The organism is Halomonas piscis, from assembly GCF_031886125.1.
Lineage (GTDB): Bacteria > Pseudomonadota > Gammaproteobacteria > Pseudomonadales > Halomonadaceae > Vreelandella > Vreelandella piscis.
On sequence record NZ_CP119391.1, the window covers coordinates 1,712,037 to 1,731,593 of the forward strand.

Annotated in this window: 17 protein-coding genes; 8 read left to right on the forward strand and 9 right to left on the reverse strand. The window is 65.6% G+C overall.

The annotated features are described in order from the left end of the window. The first annotated feature begins 89 nt into the window (after positions 1–89). Positions 90–1,361 carry an O-acetylhomoserine aminocarboxypropyltransferase/cysteine synthase family protein gene (locus tag P1P91_RS08005; protein ID WP_311881809.1) on the forward strand — a complete coding sequence of 424 codons (1,272 nt, stop codon included), beginning with the start codon at positions 90–92 and terminating at the stop codon, positions 1,359–1,361. A 16-nt stretch (positions 1,362–1,377) separates the two neighbouring features. Here P1P91_RS08005 and rarD read toward each other — a convergent pair whose 3' ends face one another. Beyond that, entirely contained in the window at positions 1,378–2,274 is an 897-nt protein-coding gene (gene rarD, locus P1P91_RS08010; RefSeq protein WP_311881810.1) for an EamA family transporter RarD, read from the reverse strand. Positions 2,275–2,408: 134 nt separating this feature from the next. Between rarD and P1P91_RS08015 the strand changes: the two genes are divergently transcribed. From P1P91_RS08015 to P1P91_RS08025, 3 genes are all read left to right on the forward strand, one after another. Next, positions 2,409–3,242: an amidohydrolase gene (locus P1P91_RS08015; protein WP_311881811.1), complete on the forward strand. Its 834-nt coding sequence runs from the start codon at positions 2,409–2,411 to the stop codon at positions 3,240–3,242. Positions 3,243–3,287: 45 nt separating this feature from the next. Then, positions 3,288–3,992: a pseudouridine synthase gene (locus P1P91_RS08020; protein WP_311885748.1), complete on the forward strand. Its 705-nt coding sequence runs from the start codon at positions 3,288–3,290 to the stop codon at positions 3,990–3,992. Between the two features lie 70 nt (positions 3,993–4,062). Further along, a complete protein-coding gene (locus P1P91_RS08025; protein ID WP_311881812.1) occupies positions 4,063–5,508 on the forward strand; it encodes an NfeD family protein in 1,446 nt (481 codons plus the stop codon). Here the strand turns inward: P1P91_RS08025 and ycaO are convergent. The 8 genes from ycaO to gloB form a co-directional block, all read right to left on the reverse strand. Then, complete coding sequence (gene ycaO, locus P1P91_RS08030; RefSeq protein ID WP_311881813.1) at positions 5,505–7,229, reverse strand: 30S ribosomal protein S12 methylthiotransferase accessory factor YcaO; 1,725 nt, start codon at positions 7,227–7,229, stop codon at positions 5,505–5,507. The genes P1P91_RS08025 and ycaO overlap by 4 nt on opposite strands. A 100-nt stretch (positions 7,230–7,329) precedes the next feature. Further along, positions 7,330–8,922: an ABC transporter ATP-binding protein gene (locus P1P91_RS08035; RefSeq protein ID WP_311881815.1), complete on the reverse strand. Its 1,593-nt coding sequence runs from the start codon at positions 8,920–8,922 to the stop codon at positions 7,330–7,332. A 1-nt stretch (position 8,923) separates the two neighbouring features. Then, positions 8,924–9,964: an ABC transporter permease gene (locus P1P91_RS08040; RefSeq protein WP_311881817.1), complete on the reverse strand. Its 1,041-nt coding sequence runs from the start codon at positions 9,962–9,964 to the stop codon at positions 8,924–8,926. Between the two features lie 3 nt (positions 9,965–9,967). Beyond that, complete coding sequence (locus P1P91_RS08045; RefSeq protein ID WP_311881819.1) at positions 9,968–11,041, reverse strand: microcin C ABC transporter permease YejB; 1,074 nt, start codon at positions 11,039–11,041, stop codon at positions 9,968–9,970. A gap of 434 nt (positions 11,042–11,475) precedes the next feature. Next, complete coding sequence (locus P1P91_RS08050; RefSeq protein WP_311881821.1) at positions 11,476–12,510, reverse strand: IS110 family RNA-guided transposase; 1,035 nt, start codon at positions 12,508–12,510, stop codon at positions 11,476–11,478. Positions 12,511–12,652: 142 nt separating this feature from the next. Next, complete coding sequence (locus P1P91_RS08055) at positions 12,653–14,479, reverse strand: extracellular solute-binding protein (protein ID WP_311881823.1); 1,827 nt, start codon at positions 14,477–14,479, stop codon at positions 12,653–12,655. 115 nt (positions 14,480–14,594) lie between these two features. Continuing rightward, a complete protein-coding gene (locus tag P1P91_RS08060) occupies positions 14,595–15,803 on the reverse strand; it encodes a transglycosylase SLT domain-containing protein (protein ID WP_311881825.1) in 1,209 nt (402 codons plus the stop codon). A gap of 60 nt (positions 15,804–15,863) precedes the next feature. Then, positions 15,864–16,631, reverse strand: coding sequence for a hydroxyacylglutathione hydrolase (gene gloB, locus P1P91_RS08065; RefSeq protein ID WP_311881828.1), 768 nt, complete (start codon positions 16,629–16,631; stop codon positions 15,864–15,866). A 64-nt stretch (positions 16,632–16,695) separates the two neighbouring features. Between gloB and P1P91_RS08070 the strand changes: the two genes are divergently transcribed. From P1P91_RS08070 to nudC, 4 genes are read left to right on the forward strand one after another with little or no spacing between them, the layout of a single operon-like run. Then, positions 16,696–17,547 carry a methyltransferase domain-containing protein gene (locus P1P91_RS08070; RefSeq protein ID WP_311881830.1) on the forward strand — a complete coding sequence of 284 codons (852 nt, stop codon included), beginning with the start codon at positions 16,696–16,698 and terminating at the stop codon, positions 17,545–17,547. After that, on the forward strand, positions 17,544–18,002 hold the full coding sequence (rnhA, locus tag P1P91_RS08075; protein WP_311881831.1) for a ribonuclease HI: 459 nt from the start codon (positions 17,544–17,546) through the stop codon (positions 18,000–18,002). Before P1P91_RS08070 ends, rnhA begins: the two co-directional genes overlap by 4 nt. A gap of 31 nt (positions 18,003–18,033) precedes the next feature. Continuing rightward, on the forward strand, positions 18,034–18,780 hold the full coding sequence (gene dnaQ / locus P1P91_RS08080; RefSeq protein ID WP_311881832.1) for a DNA polymerase III subunit epsilon: 747 nt from the start codon (positions 18,034–18,036) through the stop codon (positions 18,778–18,780). Beyond that, positions 18,767–19,555, forward strand: a complete 789-nt coding sequence (gene nudC / locus P1P91_RS08085) for an NAD(+) diphosphatase (RefSeq protein ID WP_311881833.1) — start codon at positions 18,767–18,769, stop codon at positions 19,553–19,555. The genes dnaQ and nudC overlap by 14 nt, the downstream gene beginning before the upstream one ends. Positions 19,556–19,557 lie beyond the last annotated feature (2 nt).

Genomic DNA, 19,557 nt, shown 5'->3' on the forward strand with positions numbered 1-19,557 from the left:
AAGCCTAAACGATATTGGCCTGAAGGTTGAGGGTTGATTAGCATTGGGCCTTTGTCACACCCCCCGTTTTCGTCTCGCAAGGAGCTCACATGAAACGCGACACCATTGCCCTGCACCACGGCTATTCGTCGGATAGCCAGAACGCCGTTGCCGTTCCCATTCATCAAACCACCTCCTACAGCTTTGACAGCGCTCGCCACGCCGCGGACCTGTTTGATCTGAAAGAAGAAGGCAATATCTATTCGCGCATCATGAACCCGACCTGCGGCGTGCTCGAGCAGCGCGTGGCCGCTCTGGAAGGCGGCATCGCGGGCCTTGCCATGGCGTCGGGGATGAGCGCCATTACCTGCGCCATCCAGACCGTTGCCGAGGCCGGAGACAATATCGTCTCCATCAGCGAGCTCTACGGCGGTACCTATAACCTCTTTGCCCACACGCTGCCGCGTCAGGGCATCAGCGTCAGCTTTGCCGACAAGGACGACATGGACGCCATCGAGGCGTGCATCGACGGCCGCACCAAGGCCGTCTTCTGCGAAAGCGTGGGCAACCCTTCCGGCGGCGTCGTCGATATCGCCGCTCTGGCCGAGGTGGCGCATCGCCACGGTGTGCCGGTCATCGTCGACAACACCACGGCCACGCCGTTTCTCTGGCGGCCCATCGAGCACGGCGCGGATATCGTCATCCACTCGGCGACCAAATATATCGGCGGCCACGGCACCACCCTGGGCGGGGTGATCGTGGACAGCGGCAAGTTCCCCTGGGCCACCCACGCCAACCGCTTTCCGCTACTCACCGAGCCGGACGCCTCCTACCACGGCATCAGCTATACCCGGGACGTCGGCGAAGCGGCCTTCATCACCCGCGCCCGGGTGGTGCCGCTGCGCAACATGGGGGCGGCGCTCTCTGCCCAGGCGGCGTGGAACCTGCTTCAGGGGCTGGAAACGCTGTCGCTGCGCATCGAGCGTATCTGTGACAACACCCTGGCCGTCGCGCGCCACCTGGAAGCGCATCCCGACGTTAGCTGGGTGCAGTACGCGGGCCTGGAAAGCCATCCGGACCACGCCCTGGCCAAGCGCTACATGGGCGGCCGGGCCTCGGGGATTCTAAGCTTCGGCATTCGCGGCGGCCAGGCCGCCGCCGAGCGCTTTTACGACGCTTTGGGACTGATTCTGCGCCTGGTCAACATCGGCGATGCCAAGAGCTGTTCGTCGATTCCGGCCGCGACGACCCACCGTCAGCTGGACGAGCAGGAGCTGGAAAGCGCCGGTGTCACCCCGGAAATGGTGCGGCTTTCCATCGGCATCGAGCATCGGGACGATATCATCGCCGATCTCGACCAGGCGCTTGCCGCCAGCCGCTGAGCTGACGCCCCAGGCGTCACTCGCGGTGCGACTGCTGCCAGGCGGACCAGGAGTAGAGCGCAAGCCCTGTCCAGATCAGCGCGAAGGTGCCCAGCTGGACGGGGCTGAGCGGCTCCTGGAACACCAGCAGCGCGATAAAGAACTGGATACTGGGGTTCAAGTACATCAGAAACCCAAGCGTTGCCAGACGCAGCCGCCGCGCCGCGCCGGCAAAGGCAAGCAGCGGCAGGGCAGTGACCACCCCGGCGGCCATCAGCAGTGCCATGGAGCGGGTCGACTGGGTGAAGTGCGAAAGCCCCTGGGCTTCCAGCCAGGCAAAAACCAAAAGCGCCACCGGCAGCAAAAGCAGCGTTTCCACAAACAGGCCCGAGAGGCCGTCAAGGGGCACCTGCTTGCGAAAAAGGCCGTAGGTGCCGAAGGAAAACGCCAGCATCAGGCTGAGCCAGGGCAGCTCGTTGAGCAGCAAAAACTGCATGCCGATGCCCAGGGTGGCAAGGCCCAGCGCTACCAGCTGGGCCTTGACCATGGTTTCGCGCAGCACGATAACGCCCAGGCCGACGTTGACCAGCGGCGTGAGAAAATAGCCCAGACTCGCCTGGAGCACGTGGCGGGTTTCCACCGCGTAGATGTAGATTCCCCAGTTCAGGCCGATGAGCACGGCGCAGGCCAGCACCCGGCCCAGGCGCCCGGGGTGGCGAAGCGCCATCTTGACCGGCGACCAGCGCCGCAGCAGGGTGATCAGCCCGGCGAGAAACAGGCACGACCAGATGATTCGGTGCAGCACGATCTCAAACGCCGGCACGTCGTTGAACAGGGCAAAAAACAGCGGGAAACAACCCCACATGAGATAGGCTGCAAGCCCGAAGCCGACTCCTTTGACGGCCTCGGGATCACGAACGGAATGGCTGGACATGGCGGCCTCGCTAGGGAGATGGTGGCTGCAGGATAGCGTATGCGACGGCGTGCGCGACAAAAACGGCGGATAGCGCCCGCACGGCGGAAACCGCGCTAACCTATCACATTCAGCAGAGTTTCAGGGAGAACACAATGAGCAAGCTAACCGTGAGCCTTGTGCAGTGCGATCTGCGCTGGGAAGACCCGGAGGCCAACCACCGCCAGCTGGAAGACCAGCTGGGCGAGCTGGGCGGTGACAATACCGACCTGATCGTGCTGCCGGAAATGTTTGCCACCGGCTTTACCATGAACTCCCGGGACATGGCCGAGCCCATGGCGCAAAGCGAAAGCGTGGCCTGGCTTCGCCGCCAGGCCGAGGCGCGCGGCTGCGTCATTACCGGCAGCGTTGCCGTCGAAGACGGCGGGCAGCACTATAACCGCCTGGTCTGGGCGCAGCCCGACGGCGAGCTGATTCTTTACGACAAGCGCCATCTGTTTCGCATGGCCGGCGAGCACGAACGCTACGCCGCCGGCAGCGAGCGCCCGGTGATCGAGTACAAGGGCGTGCGCCTGCTGCTGACCGTTTGCTACGACCTGCGCTTTCCCGTCTGGCTGCGTCAGCAGCCCGAAGGCGAGGCGCCGTTCGAGTACGATGCGCTGCTGTGCGTGGCCAACTGGCCCACGCCGCGCCGCCACGCCTGGCGTACTCTGCTCCAGGCCCGGGCAATCGAGAATCTGTGCTACGTCATCGGCGTCAACCGCGTTGGCGAAGGGGGCAATGGCCTGTCCTATAGCGGGGACTCGATGCTGGTGGACTTCAAGGGAGAGGCGAGGGTGGACCCGCCGGCGGACACGGCCTGTATTGAAACCGGCACCCTGGATACCGACGCGCTGGCGGCCTTCCGCGAAAAGTTTCCCGCCTGGCAGGACGCTGACCGCTTTCAGCTGCTGCCCGGTACCGCGGCTGACGACGTCTCTTCCCCATGAGCCCTATAGCCAAGCGAGTGTCCGTTCATGAGTAAGCCCGCCACTATGCGCCTCGACCGCTTTTTAAGCGAAACCACGCCGCTGACCCGCAGCCTGGCCAAGCGCGCGCTCAAGGCCGGAGACGTTGCGCTTAACGGCGAGCCGGTCAAGCAGGGGGCCCGGCAAATCGATCCCCAGGCGGACGTCGTTACCTGGCAGGGGGAGCCGCTGGCGCTGCTGGGCAAGCGCTACCTCATGCTGCACAAGCCGCCGGGGGTGGAGTGTACGGCCCGCCGCGGGCTTTACCCGCGCGCGATTGACCTGTTGGACGTGCCCGACGCCGAAAGGCTGCAGCCGGTGGGCCGGCTCGACGTGGATACCACCGGGCTTTTGCTGATGACCGACGACGGCCAGTGGCTGCACCGCATTACCGCGCCCAGGCGCCGCCGGGACAAGGTCTACCGCGCCACCCTGGCCGAACCGCTGGAAGGCGAGGCGGCAAGCCGAGCCGTCGCCCGGGTGGCCGAAGGTCTCTGGCTTGACGGCGACGACACGCCCACCCTACCGGCGTCCTTGCGGATGCTGGCGCCCTTCGAGGCCGAGCTTGCCATCAGCGAAGGCCGCTACCATCAGGTCAAGCGCGTGTTCGGCGCTCTTGGCAACCGCGTGGTGGCCCTGCATCGCCGGGCCATCGGTCCGCTTGAGCTGGATGCGGCTCTCGCCCCCGGCGAATGGCGGGCGCTGGCCGCAGACGAAATCGCTCTGTTTTAGACGGCCCTCCCTGCTAAGGGGCCTATGCTAGGCTGATACCGAACCACAAGTCTCTCAGGGTAGGGGTGAGATGATAAAAGCGCATCGCCACGGCCTGTCCGGACGTGCAGTCGTGTTCGCAAGCCTGCTGTGCCTGGCGCTGGGGACGGCTCTGCTGGCCTGGCAGGCCCAGGCACAGCAGGGTGGGCGCAGCGCCCTGGTCATGACCGTCGACGGCCCCATCGGGCCGGCCATCGACGACTATTTCCAGCGCGGTCTGGAACGCGCCGCCGAAAGCGATGCCGAGCTGGTGGTGGTGCGCCTGGATACGCCCGGCGGCCTCGACGCTTCGATGCGCTCGATGATTTCGGCCATGCTGGCCGCCGAGGTGCCGGTGGCTTTTTACGTTTCCCCGGCCGGGGCTCGAGCCGCCAGCGCCGGCACCTATCTGCTCTATGCCAGCCACGTGGCGGCCATGGCGCCGGCGACCCATCTGGGTTCGGCCACGCCCGTGCAGCTTGGCGGCGGCGGGCTGCCGGGCCTTGGCGATAACCAGCCGCCCGACGACGACGCAGATGAGGGGGCATCGAAGGAAGGTTCAGGCGCCGAGAGCGCCGACGAGGCCGAGCCCGGGAAGCGCCGCGGCGATACCGCCATGGAGCGCAAGGTGCTGGAAGACGCGGTGGCCTATATCCGTTCGCTCGCCGAACGTCACGAGCGCAATGCCGACTGGGCCGAGGCGGCGGTGCGCGAAGCGGTCAACCTCGGCGCTCGCCAGGCGCTGGAAAAGAACGTCGTCGACGCGATAGCGGACGACCTCGATGATCTGCTTGCCCGGATTGACGGCCGTGAAGTGGTCATGGCCGACGGGACGCGAACGCTGGCTACCGCTGAGCTTACCCTCGAGCGTTTTGATCCGGATTGGCGCACCGAGCTGCTGGCGGTGATCACCAACCCCAACGTGGCCTATTTGCTGATGATTATCGGCTTCTACGGGCTGGTTTTCGAGCTGATGAACCCCGGGGCGCTGGTGCCGGGCACCGTCGGCGCCGTCAGTCTGCTGCTGGCGCTGTTCGCCTTCCAGGTGCTGCCGATCAACTATGCCGGACTGGGCCTGATACTGTTGGGACTGGGGCTGATCCTGGGCGAGGCGCTGATGCCCAGCTTCGGCATTCTGGGAATAGGCGGCATCGTCGCCTTTGTGATGGGGTCGGTGATGCTGATGGACGCAGAGTCTCTGAGTATCTCGCTGCCGATGATCGGCGGCGTCGCCCTGCTGGCAGCGGGGCTGATGCTGTGGGTTGTGATCCGCTTTCTCGCCCTGCGCCGGCGCCCGCCGCGAACCGGCCAGGACGAGCTGGTGGGCTGTCGGGCCCGGGTGGAGGCGGATTTCACGGACAGCGGGCACGTGCGCCTGAAAGGCGAGCGCTGGAAGGCCCGCAGCGCGCGCCCGCTGAGCCGCGGTCAGGCGGTGCGGGTGACCGCGGTCGACGGCCTTGTTCTCGAGGTCGAGCCGCTGGGCTCGGTGTCGAACTAGGGGCGAGCGGCGCGCTGCTGGCCCCTGAGCACCTTGGCGTAGCCTTCCAGCAGGCGTTTGTGGCCCACGGTAGGAGCGTCCGGGTTCATGGCGCCAAGCCCGGGGAAGGTCGTGACGCCGTCGGCCAGTGCCCTGGCGTGGGCAAAGGCCTCGCCGTGGTAAAAGGCAAGCGCCCGAGCGTAGTCGTCGACGGGCTCATTGGCCACGGTCAGCTCCAGCACGCTTGCCAGGGCGTCGAAGCGACGCTCGTCCTCGGCCACCAGGTTGCCCGAGGCGCGCACCATGGAAAGCTGCTCGAAGGCGGCGTCCTGCTCGCCCAGCGCCAGCAGCAGCCACAGCTTGAGCTCGCCCACTCGCAGCCGCTCCCAGGCGGTGTCGGGGTCGGGGACGATGCCGGCCCATTCCAGCACGCTCATCTGATCGTTGACGTTGTTGTCCTCGAGGCAGGCCAGCAGCGCCTGCCAGGCGGCGGCGCCGGCATCGGGCAGGGCAAAGAGGGTGCTGCGGTGGGGCACGGCCTGGTTGTTGTTATGCCACTTCAGCTCGTCGGGCAGGTAGATGTCGGAAAAGCCCGGCACCAGAATACGGCTGGCGTAGGCGCCAAGCTCGGTGTGTTCGGCGATGTAAACGTCGTGGCCTTCGTCATGCAGAAGCTCGATCAGGCTCTCGCGCTGCTCGGCGTTGCCGCGCGAGTCGTCCCAGTCGCTGAACGCCACGTCCGGCGTCTCGCCCAAAAGCGCCCAGCTGACGTAGCCGCTGGCGTCGATGAAGTGAAGCTCGAGGTTGTGCGGGTCGGTGACCAGGTCCATGTCCGCCGTAGGCGGGGGAAAGCCGCCCAGCTCGTCCAGCGCCCGGCCCTGCACCAGCTCGGTGAGCGCGCGCTCCAGCGCCACTTCAAAGCGCGGATGGGCACCAAAGCAGGCGTAGAGGCCGCCGTCGTCCGGGTGCAGCAGCACCACGCTGATCACCGGGTATCTGCCGCCCAGGGAGGCGTCCAGCGCGCGCAGCTGAAAGCCGCTGGCTTCCAGCGCCGCCATGCCCTGCTGGATTCGCGGGTAGCGCGCCAGCACCTCGGCGGGGATCTCGGGCAGAGTGATTGCATCGCGGATGATGCGCTCCTTGATCCCGCGCTCGAGGATTTCCGATAGCCCCTGGACCTGGCCTTCGTCCCGGGTGTTGCCGGCGGACATGCCGTTGGAAACGAACATGTTGCCGATCAGGTTCACCGGCACGTTAACCGTTTTGCCGTCGCGCTGGCGCACGTAGGGCAGGGTGCAGACGCTTGGCGCGGCATCGCCGCCGTTCATGTCCCGAAGCTCGGCAAGCGTCAGACTGTCGCCGTAGCGCTGCAGAAACGCCTCGTCGAGCACCTCGGCGAGGGGAGTCTCCGGGGCAAACCACTGCTCTTCGGCCTGGTGAATGAAGGGAAAGTGGTTCTGCGCCGGGGTCAGGTAAAAATCCGCCCACAGATAGCGCGTGGCCAGGCGTTCGAGCATCTCGCCGTAGGCGCTGGCGAGCGCCGCCTTGCGGGTAGCGCCCTTGCCGTTGGAAAACACTTGGGGGCAGTCGCGATCGCGGATGTGCACCGACCAGATATAGGGGGCGGGATTGAGCCAGCGCGCCTCCACGATATGAAAGCCGAGGCCCTCGATATGGCCTTTGAGCGTATCCAGCGAGGTTTCGAGCGCGGCATCCTTGCCGGGGATAAACGTAGCGGTCATGGGGCGTCCCGGAATGTAGAAATATGGCCCTGGCAGCGAAGCTGTTGAGCGAGGCCGGCAAAACAAGGGCGCGCACTGTATCATTCCGCTGGGAGGGTCGCTAGACGCGCGTACGCTGTTCGGGCTTCGCCGCCTCGATCAGCCGGCGGGTATAGGGGTGGCGGGGCGCGTCAAAGAGCGCCTCGCACTCGCCCTGCTCCACCACGTCGCCGTCCTTGAGCACGATCACCCGGTGGGCCATGGCCCGCACCACCGCGAGGTCGTGGCTGATGAACAGATACCCCAGCCCGCGCTCGGCCTGCAGCCGGCGTAAAAGCTCGATGAGCTGTTTTTGCACTTGGCGGTCCAGCGCCGAGGTGGGCTCGTCCAGCACCAGAAGCTCCGGCTCGAGAACGATCGCCCGGGCCACGGCGATGCGCTGGCGCTGGCCGCCGGAAAACTCGTGGGGGTAGCGCGCCGCCACGCTCTGCGGCAACCCCACGTCTTCAAGGGTTTGGTGGACTCGTTCGCGCACGGCCTGCTCGCCGAGGTCGGGAAAGTGAAAGCGCAGGCCTTCGCTTATGATGTCGAACACCGGCATCCGCGGCGACAGCGCGCCGTAGGGGTCCTGAAACACCATCTGCAGACGGTGGCGCCGGCGGCGCAGCGAAGCCCCCTTGAGCCGGTCCAGCCGATCTTCCCCGAGCGTCACTTCGCCCCGGCTTGCCACCAGCCGCATGATCGCCGAGGCCAGGGTGGTCTTGCCCGAGCCGGACTCGCCGACAATGCCCAGGGTCTCCCCCGGCCGCAGGCGTAAATCCAGCGGCTTGAGCGCCTCGAACGCCGGCGGCGCGGGGCGGAATAGCCCGCGCCGCGGGCGGGAGAAGCTCACGGCAAGCTGCCGGGCGGTCAAAAGCGGCGCGGCGTTCGCCACCGGCTCCGGGCGGCCGTCGGGCTCGGCGGCCAGCAGCGCCCGGGTGTAGGCGGTTTGCGGGGCGTAAAAGACGTCGTCTACCGCGCCGGTTTCTTCCACCCGACCGGCGCGCATGACGCACACGCGGTCGGCGTGGCGGCGCACCAGGTTCAAATCGTGGGTAATGAACAAAAGCCCCATGCCGTATTCGTCGCGCAGCTCGCGCAGAAGCGCGAGGATGTCCTGCTGAACGCTGACGTCGAGCGCGGTGGTAGGCTCGTCGGCAATCAGCAGGCGGGGATTATTGGCAATGGCCATGGCAATCATCACCCGCTGGCGCTGGCCGCCGGAGAGCTGGTGCGGCCAGGCGTCCAAAAGCTCTCCCGCTCGGGGCAGTTTGACCCGCTGCAAAAGCGCCAGGGCCCGGGCGCGGGCGGCGCTGGCGGAAAGCCCCTGATGCAGGCGCAGGGTCTCCACGATCTGCTTGCCAATCTTGTGCAGGGGGTTGAGCGAGGTCATGGGCTCCTGGAACACAAACCCAACCCGGCCGCCGCGCACGGCGTTCCACTGGTTCCGGCTCAGCCGGGCAAGGTCAGTGCCTTCAAGCGCGCGCGCGCCTTGCACCCGGGCGTTGGGCGGCAGCAGGTTCAAAAGGCCGAGCGCGGTGACCGACTTGCCCGAGCCGGACTCGCCCACCAGCGCCAGGGTTTCCCCGACGTTTAGCCCAAGCGACAGGTCTTCCACCACGGGCACGCCGTCAAAGGCGATGGACAATCCCTCAACGGATAGCAACGGTGTCATGTCAGCGTCCTCCGGCGTGGCGCGGGTCGAAGGCATCGCGCAGCCCTTCGCCGATGAATACCAAAAGCGAAAGCATGATCCCCAGGGTCAGAAAGGCGGTGATGCCAAGCCAGGGCGCGTGCAGGTTGTTCTTGCCCTGGGCGGCCAGCTCCCCAAGCGAGGGCGAGCCCGGCGGCAGGCCGAAGCCGAGAAAGTCCAGCGCGGTCAGGGTGCTGATGGCCCCGGTGAACAAAAACGGAATGAACGTAAGCGTCGCCACCATGGCGTTGGGCAAGACGTGACGCCGCATGATCAGCCGCGAGGGCAGACCCATGGCCTTGGCCGCGCGCACGTACTCCAGGTTGCGCGCCCGGAGAAACTCGGCGCGGACGATATCGACAAGCCCCAGCCAGGAAAACAGCAGCATCACGCCCAGAAGCCACCAAAAGCCCGGCTGAACGAAGCTTGCCAGAATGATCAGCAGAAACAGCACCGGCAGCCCGGCCCAGATCTCGCTCAGGCGCTGGCCGATGAGGTCCACCTTGCCGCCAAAGTAGCCCTGCACGCCGCCGATGACCACGCCCAGCACCAGCGAGCCCGCGGTCAGCGCCAGGGCAAACACCACCGACAGGCGAAAGCCGTAGATCACCCGTGCCAGCACGTCCCGGCCCTGGTCGTCGGTGCCCAGCCAGTGGCGCGCGCTGGGCGGCGCGGGGGAGGGGCGCGCCATCTGCATGTCCAGGGTCTGGTAGGAAAAGCGTACCGGCGGCCACAGCGCCCAGCCGTGGTCGCGGATCTGCTCCTGCATGAAGGGGTCGAGGTAGTCCGCCCGGGTGGGCAGAAAACCGCCGAACTCGGTTTCCGGGTAGTCGTAGAGAAGCGGCGCGTACCACTGGCCGTCAAACTGCATGACGATGGGCCTGTCGTTGGCGATCAGCTCGGCTGCGAGGCTCAGCACAAACAGCGCCGCGAACAGCCACAGCGACACCCGCGCCCGGCGGTTGCTCTTGAACGCCGCCAGCCGCCGGCGGGTGATGGGGGATAGACGTGGTGACAGGCGCATGGCTCAGGCCTCCCGGGTGGCAAAGTCGATGCGCGGGTCCACCCACACATAGGTCAAATCGGACACCAGCTTGAGTACCAGCCCCACCAGGGTATAGAGAAACAGCGTGCCAAAAATCACCGGGTAGTCCCGCTGCATGACGGCCTCGAAGCCCAGAAGCCCCAGGCCGTCCAGCGAGAAGATCACCTCGATCAAAAGCGCTCCGGTAAAGAAGATGCCCACCAGCGCGGCGGGCAGCCCGGCGATGATGATCAGCATGGCGTTGCGGAACACGTGGCCGTAGAGAACCCGCCGCTCGTCGGCCCCCTTGGCCCGGGCGGTGAGCACGTACTGCTTGTGGATTTCGTCGAGAAAGCTGTTCTTGGTCAGCATGGTGAGGGTGGCAAAGCTGCCGATGGAGGCGGCGAGCACCGGCAGCGTCATGTGCCAGGCGTAGTCCTTGACCTTGCCCCAGGCCGACAGCTCGGCAAAGTCCGGCGAGGTGAGCCCGCGCAGGGGAAACCAGTCGAAGTACGCGCCGCTGGCAAATAGCACGATCAGCAGAATGGCGAACAGAAAGCCGGGCACGGCGTAGCCGACGATGACAAACCCCGAGGAGTAGACGTCAAACCTTGAGCCGTGGCGCAGGGCCTTGCGAATCCCCAGCGGGATCGACACCAGGTAGACCAGAAGCGTGCTCCAAAGCCCCAGCGAAATCGACACCGGCAGCCGCTCGATCATCAGGTCGATCACCGGCCGGTCGCGGAAGAAGCTGGTGCCGAAGTCGAAGGTGGCGTAGTCGGCGAGCATGCCCAGAAAGCGCTCGTGGGCGGGCTTGTCGAAGCCGAACTGCTCTTCGAGCTGCTGAATGAAGCGCTCGTCGATGCCCCGCGCGCCCCGGGAATCGTCGCTTACGGTAATGTCGCCGCCGCCGGTATCCAGCCGGGTGCTGGCCATGGCGTCGGCGTTTTCGAAGCGCGCCAGCATCTGGTCGATGGGGCCGCCGGGCGCGGCCTGTACGATAATGAAGTTGAGCAGCAAGATCCCCACCAGGGTGGGGATCATCAGCAGCAGTCGGCGCAGGGTGTAGCGGGCCACGGGCAGCTCCTTGTGTGGATCTTTCGCGGACAGGCGCAAAAGCGACGCTGTTTCGGCACTGTTCTCGGCACTAAGGTCTCTACAGGGTGGGAGCGGACTTTAGTCCGCGAAGATATCGCCTCAGTACAGCATTCGCGCAATAAATTGCGCTTATATGGACCCGTCCTGTTGTGCAAGCCAGAAGCAACAACGCATAAGAGTGAGGACTGCACGCTTATATCCGGCCTATTGATGGCACTTGCCGTGCCTGGCCCTGATGGAATACGCGCTCTCTGCTCTGATCTCCCACTCGGCCTCGTGATGGGCCTGCGCACTTTACAGAGTGACAGAAAGCCGGTCTGACCCGTTATGCCATCGAAGCATCTCGCCTGCGCAACCTCGGGGTTGGGTAACTTATCGCATGCTAAGCTATATTCCCTGTTTGTTCGGTATCATCAAGCGGCCTCCTGTGGCTGATAGCGCCGTTCATGGGCCAATAGCGACCAGCAAATCCGCGCCATCTTGTTCGCCAGGGCCACAATGGCCTTGCGTTGCCCAAGACGCGCCGCTAACGAGCAGGCCCAACGGGACAGCCGGTCGGGATGTTCCTGACGTTGGAACTGGCGTAATGCCGCGCGGGCACCGTGCACCAACTGCTTTCGAACCTTGCCATTGCCGCGTTTGGTGATCCCCATCAACTGGTTGCGACCCCCGCTGGAATGCTGGCGTGGCACTAGCCCCAACGAGGCGCTGAACTGACGTCCGTTGGGGAATCGCGCCGGATCGCCCAGATGGCTGAACAACAGCGTCGCATTGATCGGGCCGATGCCGGGCAGACTCATCAGCCGCTGCATGTCATCTGATGCCCTGGCCAGACGCTGCAGACGCTTGTCATAGCGCGCGATCCGGGCATCGTTCTCGAGCCATTGATCGAGCAGGTCGTTCAGCAGGGTGTAGAGTTCTTCCCCCAGCCGTGCCCGTTGCTCGTCCAGCCGCTCACGAATAACGCCCTGGCGTATCACCGCGTGCCCCTGCGACACGATTAGACCAAACTCGCCCAGCAGGCCGCGCAGCTCGTTGCCGACGGCGGTGCGTTCGCGCACTAACCGACTGCGTACTCGGTGCACTGCTTGCAGGGACTGTTGTGCTTCCGTCTTGATCGTCACTCGAGGCGTGGCCGGGCGCGCCGCGGCCTCGGCGATAGCCGCGGCATCGCGCGCATCGTTCTTGTGGCCCAGCACGAAGGGCTTGACCGCCTGCGGTGGCAGTAGCTCGGCCTCATGGCCCAGCGTGCCAATGTCTCTCGCCCAGTAATGAGCGGAGCCGCACGCTTCCATGGCGACGTGGCAAGGCGGAATTTGGGCCAGCGTCAAGCGTAACTTCTCTCGCCGGACTTGCTTGCTGAATACTTTGTGACCGTGCGCATCCACGGCATGCAGTTGAAAAACGTGTTTCGCCAGGTCAATGCCTATAATGCTAATCTGTTTCATGGATGGATCCTCCTTCACCGATGCCGTCAGTGTTCTGTGCACTGCTGGCTAGATGTTATATCCAGCTTGGCACAGAAGGACGGGTCCATCCCATTTCCCACCTCAGTTATCGAAGCGCCGTGCCGATTTTCACGATGATCGATCAGCGCCGCTGTTCCAGCCTGGTGGCGCGCTCGGGGTCGACCCACCAGGCGTCCAGGTCCATGCCGTACTCGGGAAACGGTCGGGGGTAGCCGAACTTGTCCCACACGGCGATGCGGGTCTCACCCGAATGGTAGTGCGGAATCACGTAAAACCCCCAGCGCAGCACCCGGTCCAGCGCGTGGGTGACGGTGTTGAGCTCCTTGCGGCTGTCGGCGGTAATCAGTTCTTCCACCAGCGCATCCACGGCGGGGTGTTCAAGTCCCATGACGTTGCGGCTCTGGGGCCGGCTGGCGGCGGCGCTGGTCCAGAAATCCCGCTGCTCGTTGCCGGGGTTGTTGGACTGGGGAAACTGGCTGATCACCATGTCAAAGTCAAAGCTTCGCACCCGGTTCAGATACTGGCTGATATCCACGATGCGAATCGAGGTCTGCACGCCGAGCCGTGCCATGTTGCGCAGCATCGGCTGCACCACCCGCTCAAGGCCGGAGTCGTAGAGCAAGACTTCCAGGCGCAGCGGCGCGCCGTCTGGGCCCACCAGGGTGCCGTCTTCCACCGTATAGCCGGCGTCATACAGCAGCTCCAGCGCCTTTTTCAGCCGGGCGCGCAGCGCCTCGGGCTGCTCGATGGGCAGCGGCCGGGTAAAAACGGCGTTTGAGCCGTGGGAGGCGATCAGCTCGTCGCGAAAGGGTGCAAGCAGGGCAAGCTCGGCGTCCGAGGGCAGGCCTTCGGCCTGCATGGGCGAATTCTGGAAAAAACTCTCGGTACGCCGGTAGGTATCGTAAAAGATGTTGGCGTTGAGCCAGGGGAAGTCAAAAGTCAGGCTCAGGGCCTCGCGCACCCGAGGGTCTTCAAACTTGTCCCGGCGCAGGTTGAACACGAACGCCTGCATCCGTGAGGGGTTGACGTCGGGCACGGTCAGGCGCTTGATCAGCCCTTCCTCGACGGCGGGAAAGTCGTAGCCGATGGCCCAGGTGGCCGCCCGGGCGTCGGTGCGGTAGTCGGTAAGCCCGGCCTTGAACGCCTCCCAGGCAATGTCCCGGTCGCGGTAGTAGTCAAACACCAGCCGGCCGATGTTGTGCTGGCCGACATTCACCGGCAAACCCTTGCCCCAGTAGTCCGGATCCCGGGCGTAGACAATGCGCCGGCCCGGGTCGACCTCGGCGATGCGGTAGGGGCCGGAGCCCGGATGGGCGGCGAGAGTGGGCCTGGTGAAGTCGCGTTCGGCCCAGTAGTGCCGGGGCAGGATCGGCAGCTGGGCGACGATCAACGGAAGCTCCCGGGATTCGGTGTCGCTCAGGGTGAAGCGTACCCGGTGAGGCGAAAGCGCCACGGCCTTTTCCACCCCGGCGTAGTAGCTGCGATAAAACGGATTGCCCTCTTCGCGCAGGATATCCAGGCTGAATACCACGTCCTCGGCGGTGAGCGGCTCGCCGTCCTGAAAGCGCGCCGACCGGCGCAGGTCAAATTCGATCCAGGAGCGGTCAGGGGCAATGCGCACGCCCTTGGCCACCAGGCCGTAAAGGCTGAACGGCTCGTTGGGGTTTGCTTCCATCAGGGTATCGTAGATCAGGCTGACGTCGCTTGCCGGCGTGCCGCGCACGATAAAAGGGTTGGTGGAATCGAAGCTTCCGCCCACGGCGGTGCGCACCATGGTGCCGCCTTTGGGAGCGTCGGGGTTGACGTGGGGAAAGTGCGCGAAGCCTTCGTCCAGCTCGGGCGTGCCGTAAAGGGAGAGGGCGGAAACCGTGCCGGCGCTGGGCGACGCCTCGTCAGGCGCCGGCTGTGCCGCTGTCGTCCACAGGCTCAGCGTCAGACAAAGGCTCATAAAGGCAAGCCGGCGGCGACGTAATGGCGTTTTGTGGCGCATGGCGGCCTGCCTCCCCGAAAGACGTGACGCCGGCCGGCTTGTTGCAGGGCGCCACGCCGTCGATAACTTGCGCCTAGCCGTCCGAAAGCGTCAGTAGCTGGCCCGGGCGCAGCGTGCCGGAGCGCTCGATGGCATTCCAGCGGACAAGCTCATTAGGGCTGACATCGTAGCGCATGGCAATAGTGGTCAGGCTATCGCCGCTTTCCACTCGGTGAGTCGCCTGCTCGGAGGAGGTGCCGGCGTTGCTGAAGGCGGCCAGGGTCTGGCGATCGGCATCGCTCGGCACCAGCAGCGTGGCACCGTGGGCAGGGTCGACGGTGCCCCGCAGAACGCCGGGATTGAGCCTTGCCAGCCGGGAAGCGCTGACGTCCAGGCGGCGAGAGAGGTTGGCAAGCGACATGGAGCGATTCAGCTCTACCGTGGCAAAGGCCGGCGCTGCGTTGATGTCCGGCAGGTTGACGCCGTAGCGGTCGGGGTGCCCGATAATTTCGGCGATGGCGTAGAGTTTGGGCAGGTACTGCATGGTCTCGCCGGGAAGGTCGAGCGACCAGTAGTCGCCACCCCGGCCCTGACGCTGCGCCCGGCGGCGCGCCTTGTTGACCGTGCCCGCCCCGGCGTTGTAGGCCGCCAGGGAAAGGGCAATATCGCCGCCGTACCAGCGCTGGGCCTGGGATTCGATATAGCCCAGCGCGGCTCGGGTCGAGGCGGCCACGTCCAGCCGGCCGTCGTAGCGACCGTTGCGCAAAAGCCCCAGGGCGTCACCGGTGCGGGGCATGAACTGCCAGAGACCGGCGGCGCCCCGGTAGCTGCGCGCGGCGGGGTCGAACGAGCTCTCGACAAAGGGCAGCAGGGCGATTTCGCCCGGCAGGCCGCGCTCTTCCACCTGCTGGGTGATCCAGGCAAGCCAGGGCTTGGCTTCGCGGGTAATGCTGGCAATGTTTTCCGGGCTCTGGCGGTAGCGGGCAATCCACTTGTCCACTCGCGCCCGGGCCCCGGGCGGCAGCCGGTCAATGTCCCAGGCAAGATTCTGGCGCAGGCGCGTCCAGGCATCTTGCGGCCGGGCATCCAGCGCTTCCCAGAAAAGACCGAGCGGAGCCGGATCAGAGACCGCCGGGGCAGCGGCGGAAGAAGACTCTGCTGGCAGCTGCGGCGGGGTGGCGTTGCCCTCGGGGGCACGGGGCATGGCCGAGGCGTTATCGACGGTGGCAGCCATCAGTAAACTGACGACAAGGGTGCTGCCGGCGCTCAGCACAAAACGTTGGCGCAAGGTGTGGTAGGTCATAAGCGTGTAAAAAAGTCCGTTAAACAGCCGCTTTGCCGCGTGCCGGCAATCCGGCAGACGTTAGAAGCGGTTTTTCCATTCGCGAAGCGTGGTGAAGGTGGCAAGGTCGCTGTCGTCGGCGCCCTGGGCAGCCGCGGCCTTGCGCACGCTGGCGGTATGGACACGCAGATAGGGGTTGATGTTCAATTCGCGGCCGATCGTGCTGGGAAGCGTCGGCCGTTCGGCTTCGCGCGCCCGGCGGCAGTCCTCCAGCGCAGAGGCAACCTCGTCGTTGTCGGGGTCGGCCTCGCGGGCAAAGGTCAGGTTGGCCTGGGTATACTCGTGGGCGGCAAACACCAGGGTTTCTTCGGGAAGCTCGGCAAACCGCCGAAGCGAGTGGTAAAGCTGCTCCGGGGTGCCTTCGAACAGTCGCCCGCAGCCGGCGCAGAAGAGCGTGTCGCCGCAGAACAGCAGCGACGGGATGCCCGGGGTGAAAAAGCTGATATGATCCAGGGTGTGCCCGGGGGTGGCCATGACCTCGAAAAGACGCCCCATGACGCGAACTTCGTCGCCTTCGCCAACTGTCTGGGTAATGCCGGCAATGGCGGGATTGTCCGGCCCGATCACTTTGGGCGAGTAGCGCTTGATCAGCTCCTCAAGCCCGCCGGTATGGTCATGATGATGATGGGTGATCAACACCGTCTCCAGCTCCAGCGCTTCGCGCTCCAGCACTTCCATTACCGGAGCGGCGTCACCGGGATCCACCACGCAAACCTTCTGGCTCGCATCTTGTCGCAACAGCCAAATATAATTGTCGCTAAAGGCGGGTATCGGTGTCACGCTCAGCATGGGGCGAGATCCTTCCTGTCACGGGGTATGATAAACGCCGATACTTTGGAGGGGAGCGCTATTTATGTCAACTTCGCAGGCGCAGGCCGAGTGGGGCGAGCGGCTGGCCCTGAGCCGGTGCTACTGGGCGTCCGGGCGGGGCCGGGCGCTGATCACGGCGCAAGCCGCTTGCCTGGGGCCGGTGCTCGAAGCGCGCCGCGACCGGCACGCTCTGGAGCTGTCCATGGGCGCTTCGCTGCTGGCGCACCTGTCCGCTGCGGGCCCGACCCATGCGGTGCAGTGGGCGCCGGCTCTTGCCGAAGCCAAAAGCGAGGCCACGCTGGTCTGTCCGCCCCGGGCGCTGGCGCTGCCCGACGAGTGTCTGGATCTTACCCTGCTGCATCATTTTCTCGAACACTGCCCCGACGCCCATCAGGCCCTGGCGGAGGCGGCTCGGGTAACCCGGGACAGCGGCCTGATGGTGATTTTCGGCTTTCAGCCGCTGGGCCTGGCAGCGCTTGCCTACCGGCTGGGCAAAAAGCGCCGACACTACCCGGGCAACGGCCGCTGGTATACGCCGGGAAGGCTGCGCGACTGGCTGGCATTTGTCGATTTTGAAATCGAAGGCGTAGACTATTGCGGTTTTGGCCCGGGAAGAGGCGGCGTGTGTCACGAGCGTCGGGAAACGCTGGGGCGGCGGCATAACGTGCCGCTGGGCACCAGCTATATGATCCGCGCCCGCCGGCGCCGCCGCCAGGCGCCCGTTCAGCGCCTTCGCTTTGGCTTGCAGCCCCCCGCAGCGGCAGGGCCATTGGGCATCACCCGGGGCCAGACGGCGCCAGGGCAGCGCTCTTTGCGAGCCCGCCGGCCCGGCGAAGTCCGGGCTGCGGACGCCGGCGCCAAAACCCCCTCACAGCACGAGGAACACAAGCGTTGAACGAACAGGCAAACGCGCGGCTGCCGCGCGTGACGGCGTATACGGACGGCGCCTGCCGGGGCAATCCCGGCGTGGGCGGCTGGGGCGTGGTGCTGCAAAGCGGCGACCATGAGACCACGCGCTACGGCTTTGAGGCCCATACCACCAACAATCGCATGGAGTTGATGGCCGCGATCAGCGCGCTGCGCACGCTCAATACGCCCTGCGAGGTGTCGCTGTGGACCGACTCCCAGTACGTTCGTCAGGGCATTACCCAGTGGATTCACAGCTGGCTCAAGCGCGGCTGGCAAACCGCGGCCAAAAAGCCGGTGAAAAACGCCGAGCTGTGGCAGACGCTGCACGCCGAAACCCGGCGTCACCGCGTAGAATGGCACTGGGTAAAAGGCCACAGCGGCCATCCCGGCAACGAGCGTGCCGATGCCCTGGCCAACCAGGCCATCGACGAGAACACCTGATCGACAGGCGATAACATGCAGGAGTAGTCATATGCGCCAGGTCGTCCTGGACACCGAAACCACCGGCATCGACCCCAAGCAGGGACATAAGCTGGTAGAAATCGGCGCGGTGGAAATGGTCAACCGGCGTTTGACCGGTCGCACCTATCACCAGTACATCAATCCCGAGTGCCATATCGATGCCGAGGTCGTCGCGATACACGGCATCGACAACGAGAAAGTCGCCAACGAGCCGGTCTTTGCCGAGGTGGCCGACGCTTTCTGGGCGTTCATCGAGGGCGCCGAGCTTGTCATCCATAACGCCCCCTTCGACGTCGGCTTTATCGACCACGAGCTTGCCCGGATCAACACGCATCGCCAGGCGCCGCTGGGGCCGGTGGCCGAGCACTGCGCCATTCTCGATACGCTGACCATGGCGCGCAAGCTGCATCCGGGGCAGCGCAACACCCTGGACGCGCTGTGCAAGCGCTACGATATCGATAACGGTCACCGGGTGCTCCACGGCGCCCTGCTTGACTCGGAGATACTCGCCGACGTCTACCTGGCGATGACCGGCGGGCAGACGGCGCTGACGCTGGATGCCGAGCCGGCCGAGTCTGCGCCCGACCGCCAGGCGGCCAGCGCCGAGGGCGGCCTTGCCATACGCCGGCTGTCGCTGACACCCGGGCAGCTGCGCGTGATTGCCCCCAGCGCCGAAGAAGAAGACGCCCACCGCGCCAAGTGCGCCGCCCACGGGCTGCGCTGGGAGCAAGCCGGGGGCGACGATGCTCAGACGTGAAATACCGGCCGGCGCCGGTGCCGGCCGAGTGATCGTGATGGCCAATAACCGAGTGGCGCCGGCGCCGGGAGACGGCGGCGGAGACAGCCGGGAAATTCCGCTGCAGCCCTGGCAGCGCTGGGACGAGACCATGCAGCCGCTGTGCTACTGGGACGATGAGCCGGTGGCGCTGGCCTTCGCCTCGAGGCCCGGAGACAGCTGGCCGAGCGGCCGGGAATGGCTGGCGCTGGTGTCCAACCGCTGGTTCAGCCTGCTGTCCACGGCGCTGCAGGTGGGGGCCTGGCTGCAGAATCACCGCTTTTGCGGCCGCTGCGGGGCGAAAGCCACCCGTCTGTCCGCGGAGTTTGCCATGCACTGCGAGCGCTGCGGCCACCGCAACTATCCGCGCATTTCGCCGTGCATCATTACCCTGGTCACCTCCGGGGAAAACATGCTGCTGGGGCGCAGCCCGCGCTTTCGCCCGGGGCAGTATTCCACCCTGGCCGGCTTTATCGAGCCCGGCGAGTCCGCCGAAGAGGCGGTCCACCGCGAGGTGTACGAAGAGGTCGGCGTGCACATCGATCAGCTGCGCTACTACCGCAGCCAGGCGTGGCCGTTTCCGCACTCGCTGATGATGGGTTTTTTTGCCGAGGCTACCACTCGGCGCATCCGCATCGACGAAAACGAAATCAGCGATGCGGCCTGGTTTACCCCGCGCCGGTTGCCGGGCCTGCCGGCGCCTTACTCCATTGCCCGGGAGCTGATCGAGGCGCACCTGGCCCGATGGCGCGAGTAGGG

Coding starts and splice junctions, on each gene's coding strand:
- gloB (WP_311881828.1), bottom strand. CDS start 16,631: ATGCTGAGCGTGACACCGATACCCGCCTTTAGCGACAATTATATTTGG.
- P1P91_RS08005 (WP_311881809.1), top strand. CDS start 90: ATGAAACGCGACACCATTGCCCTGCACCACGGCTATTCGTCGGATAGC.
- rarD (WP_311881810.1), bottom strand. CDS start 2,274: ATGTCCAGCCATTCCGTTCGTGATCCCGAGGCCGTCAAAGGAGTCGGC.
- P1P91_RS08015 (WP_311881811.1), top strand. CDS start 2,409: ATGAGCAAGCTAACCGTGAGCCTTGTGCAGTGCGATCTGCGCTGGGAA.
- ycaO (WP_311881813.1), bottom strand. CDS start 7,229: ATGACCGCTACGTTTATCCCCGGCAAGGATGCCGCGCTCGAAACCTCG.
- P1P91_RS08025 (WP_311881812.1), top strand. CDS start 4,063: ATGATAAAAGCGCATCGCCACGGCCTGTCCGGACGTGCAGTCGTGTTC.
- P1P91_RS08040 (WP_311881817.1), bottom strand. CDS start 9,964: ATGCGCCTGTCACCACGTCTATCCCCCATCACCCGCCGGCGGCTGGCG.
- P1P91_RS08020 (WP_311885748.1), top strand. CDS start 3,288: ATGCGCCTCGACCGCTTTTTAAGCGAAACCACGCCGCTGACCCGCAGC.
- P1P91_RS08035 (WP_311881815.1), bottom strand. CDS start 8,922: ATGACACCGTTGCTATCCGTTGAGGGATTGTCCATCGCCTTTGACGGC.
- P1P91_RS08070 (WP_311881830.1), top strand. CDS start 16,696: ATGTCAACTTCGCAGGCGCAGGCCGAGTGGGGCGAGCGGCTGGCCCTG.
- P1P91_RS08050 (WP_311881821.1), bottom strand. CDS start 12,510: ATGAAACAGATTAGCATTATAGGCATTGACCTGGCGAAACACGTTTTT.
- P1P91_RS08060 (WP_311881825.1), bottom strand. CDS start 15,803: ATGACCTACCACACCTTGCGCCAACGTTTTGTGCTGAGCGCCGGCAGC.
- dnaQ (WP_311881832.1), top strand. CDS start 18,034: ATGCGCCAGGTCGTCCTGGACACCGAAACCACCGGCATCGACCCCAAG.
- nudC (WP_311881833.1), top strand. CDS start 18,767: ATGCTCAGACGTGAAATACCGGCCGGCGCCGGTGCCGGCCGAGTGATC.
- P1P91_RS08055 (WP_311881823.1), bottom strand. CDS start 14,479: ATGAGCCTTTGTCTGACGCTGAGCCTGTGGACGACAGCGGCACAGCCG.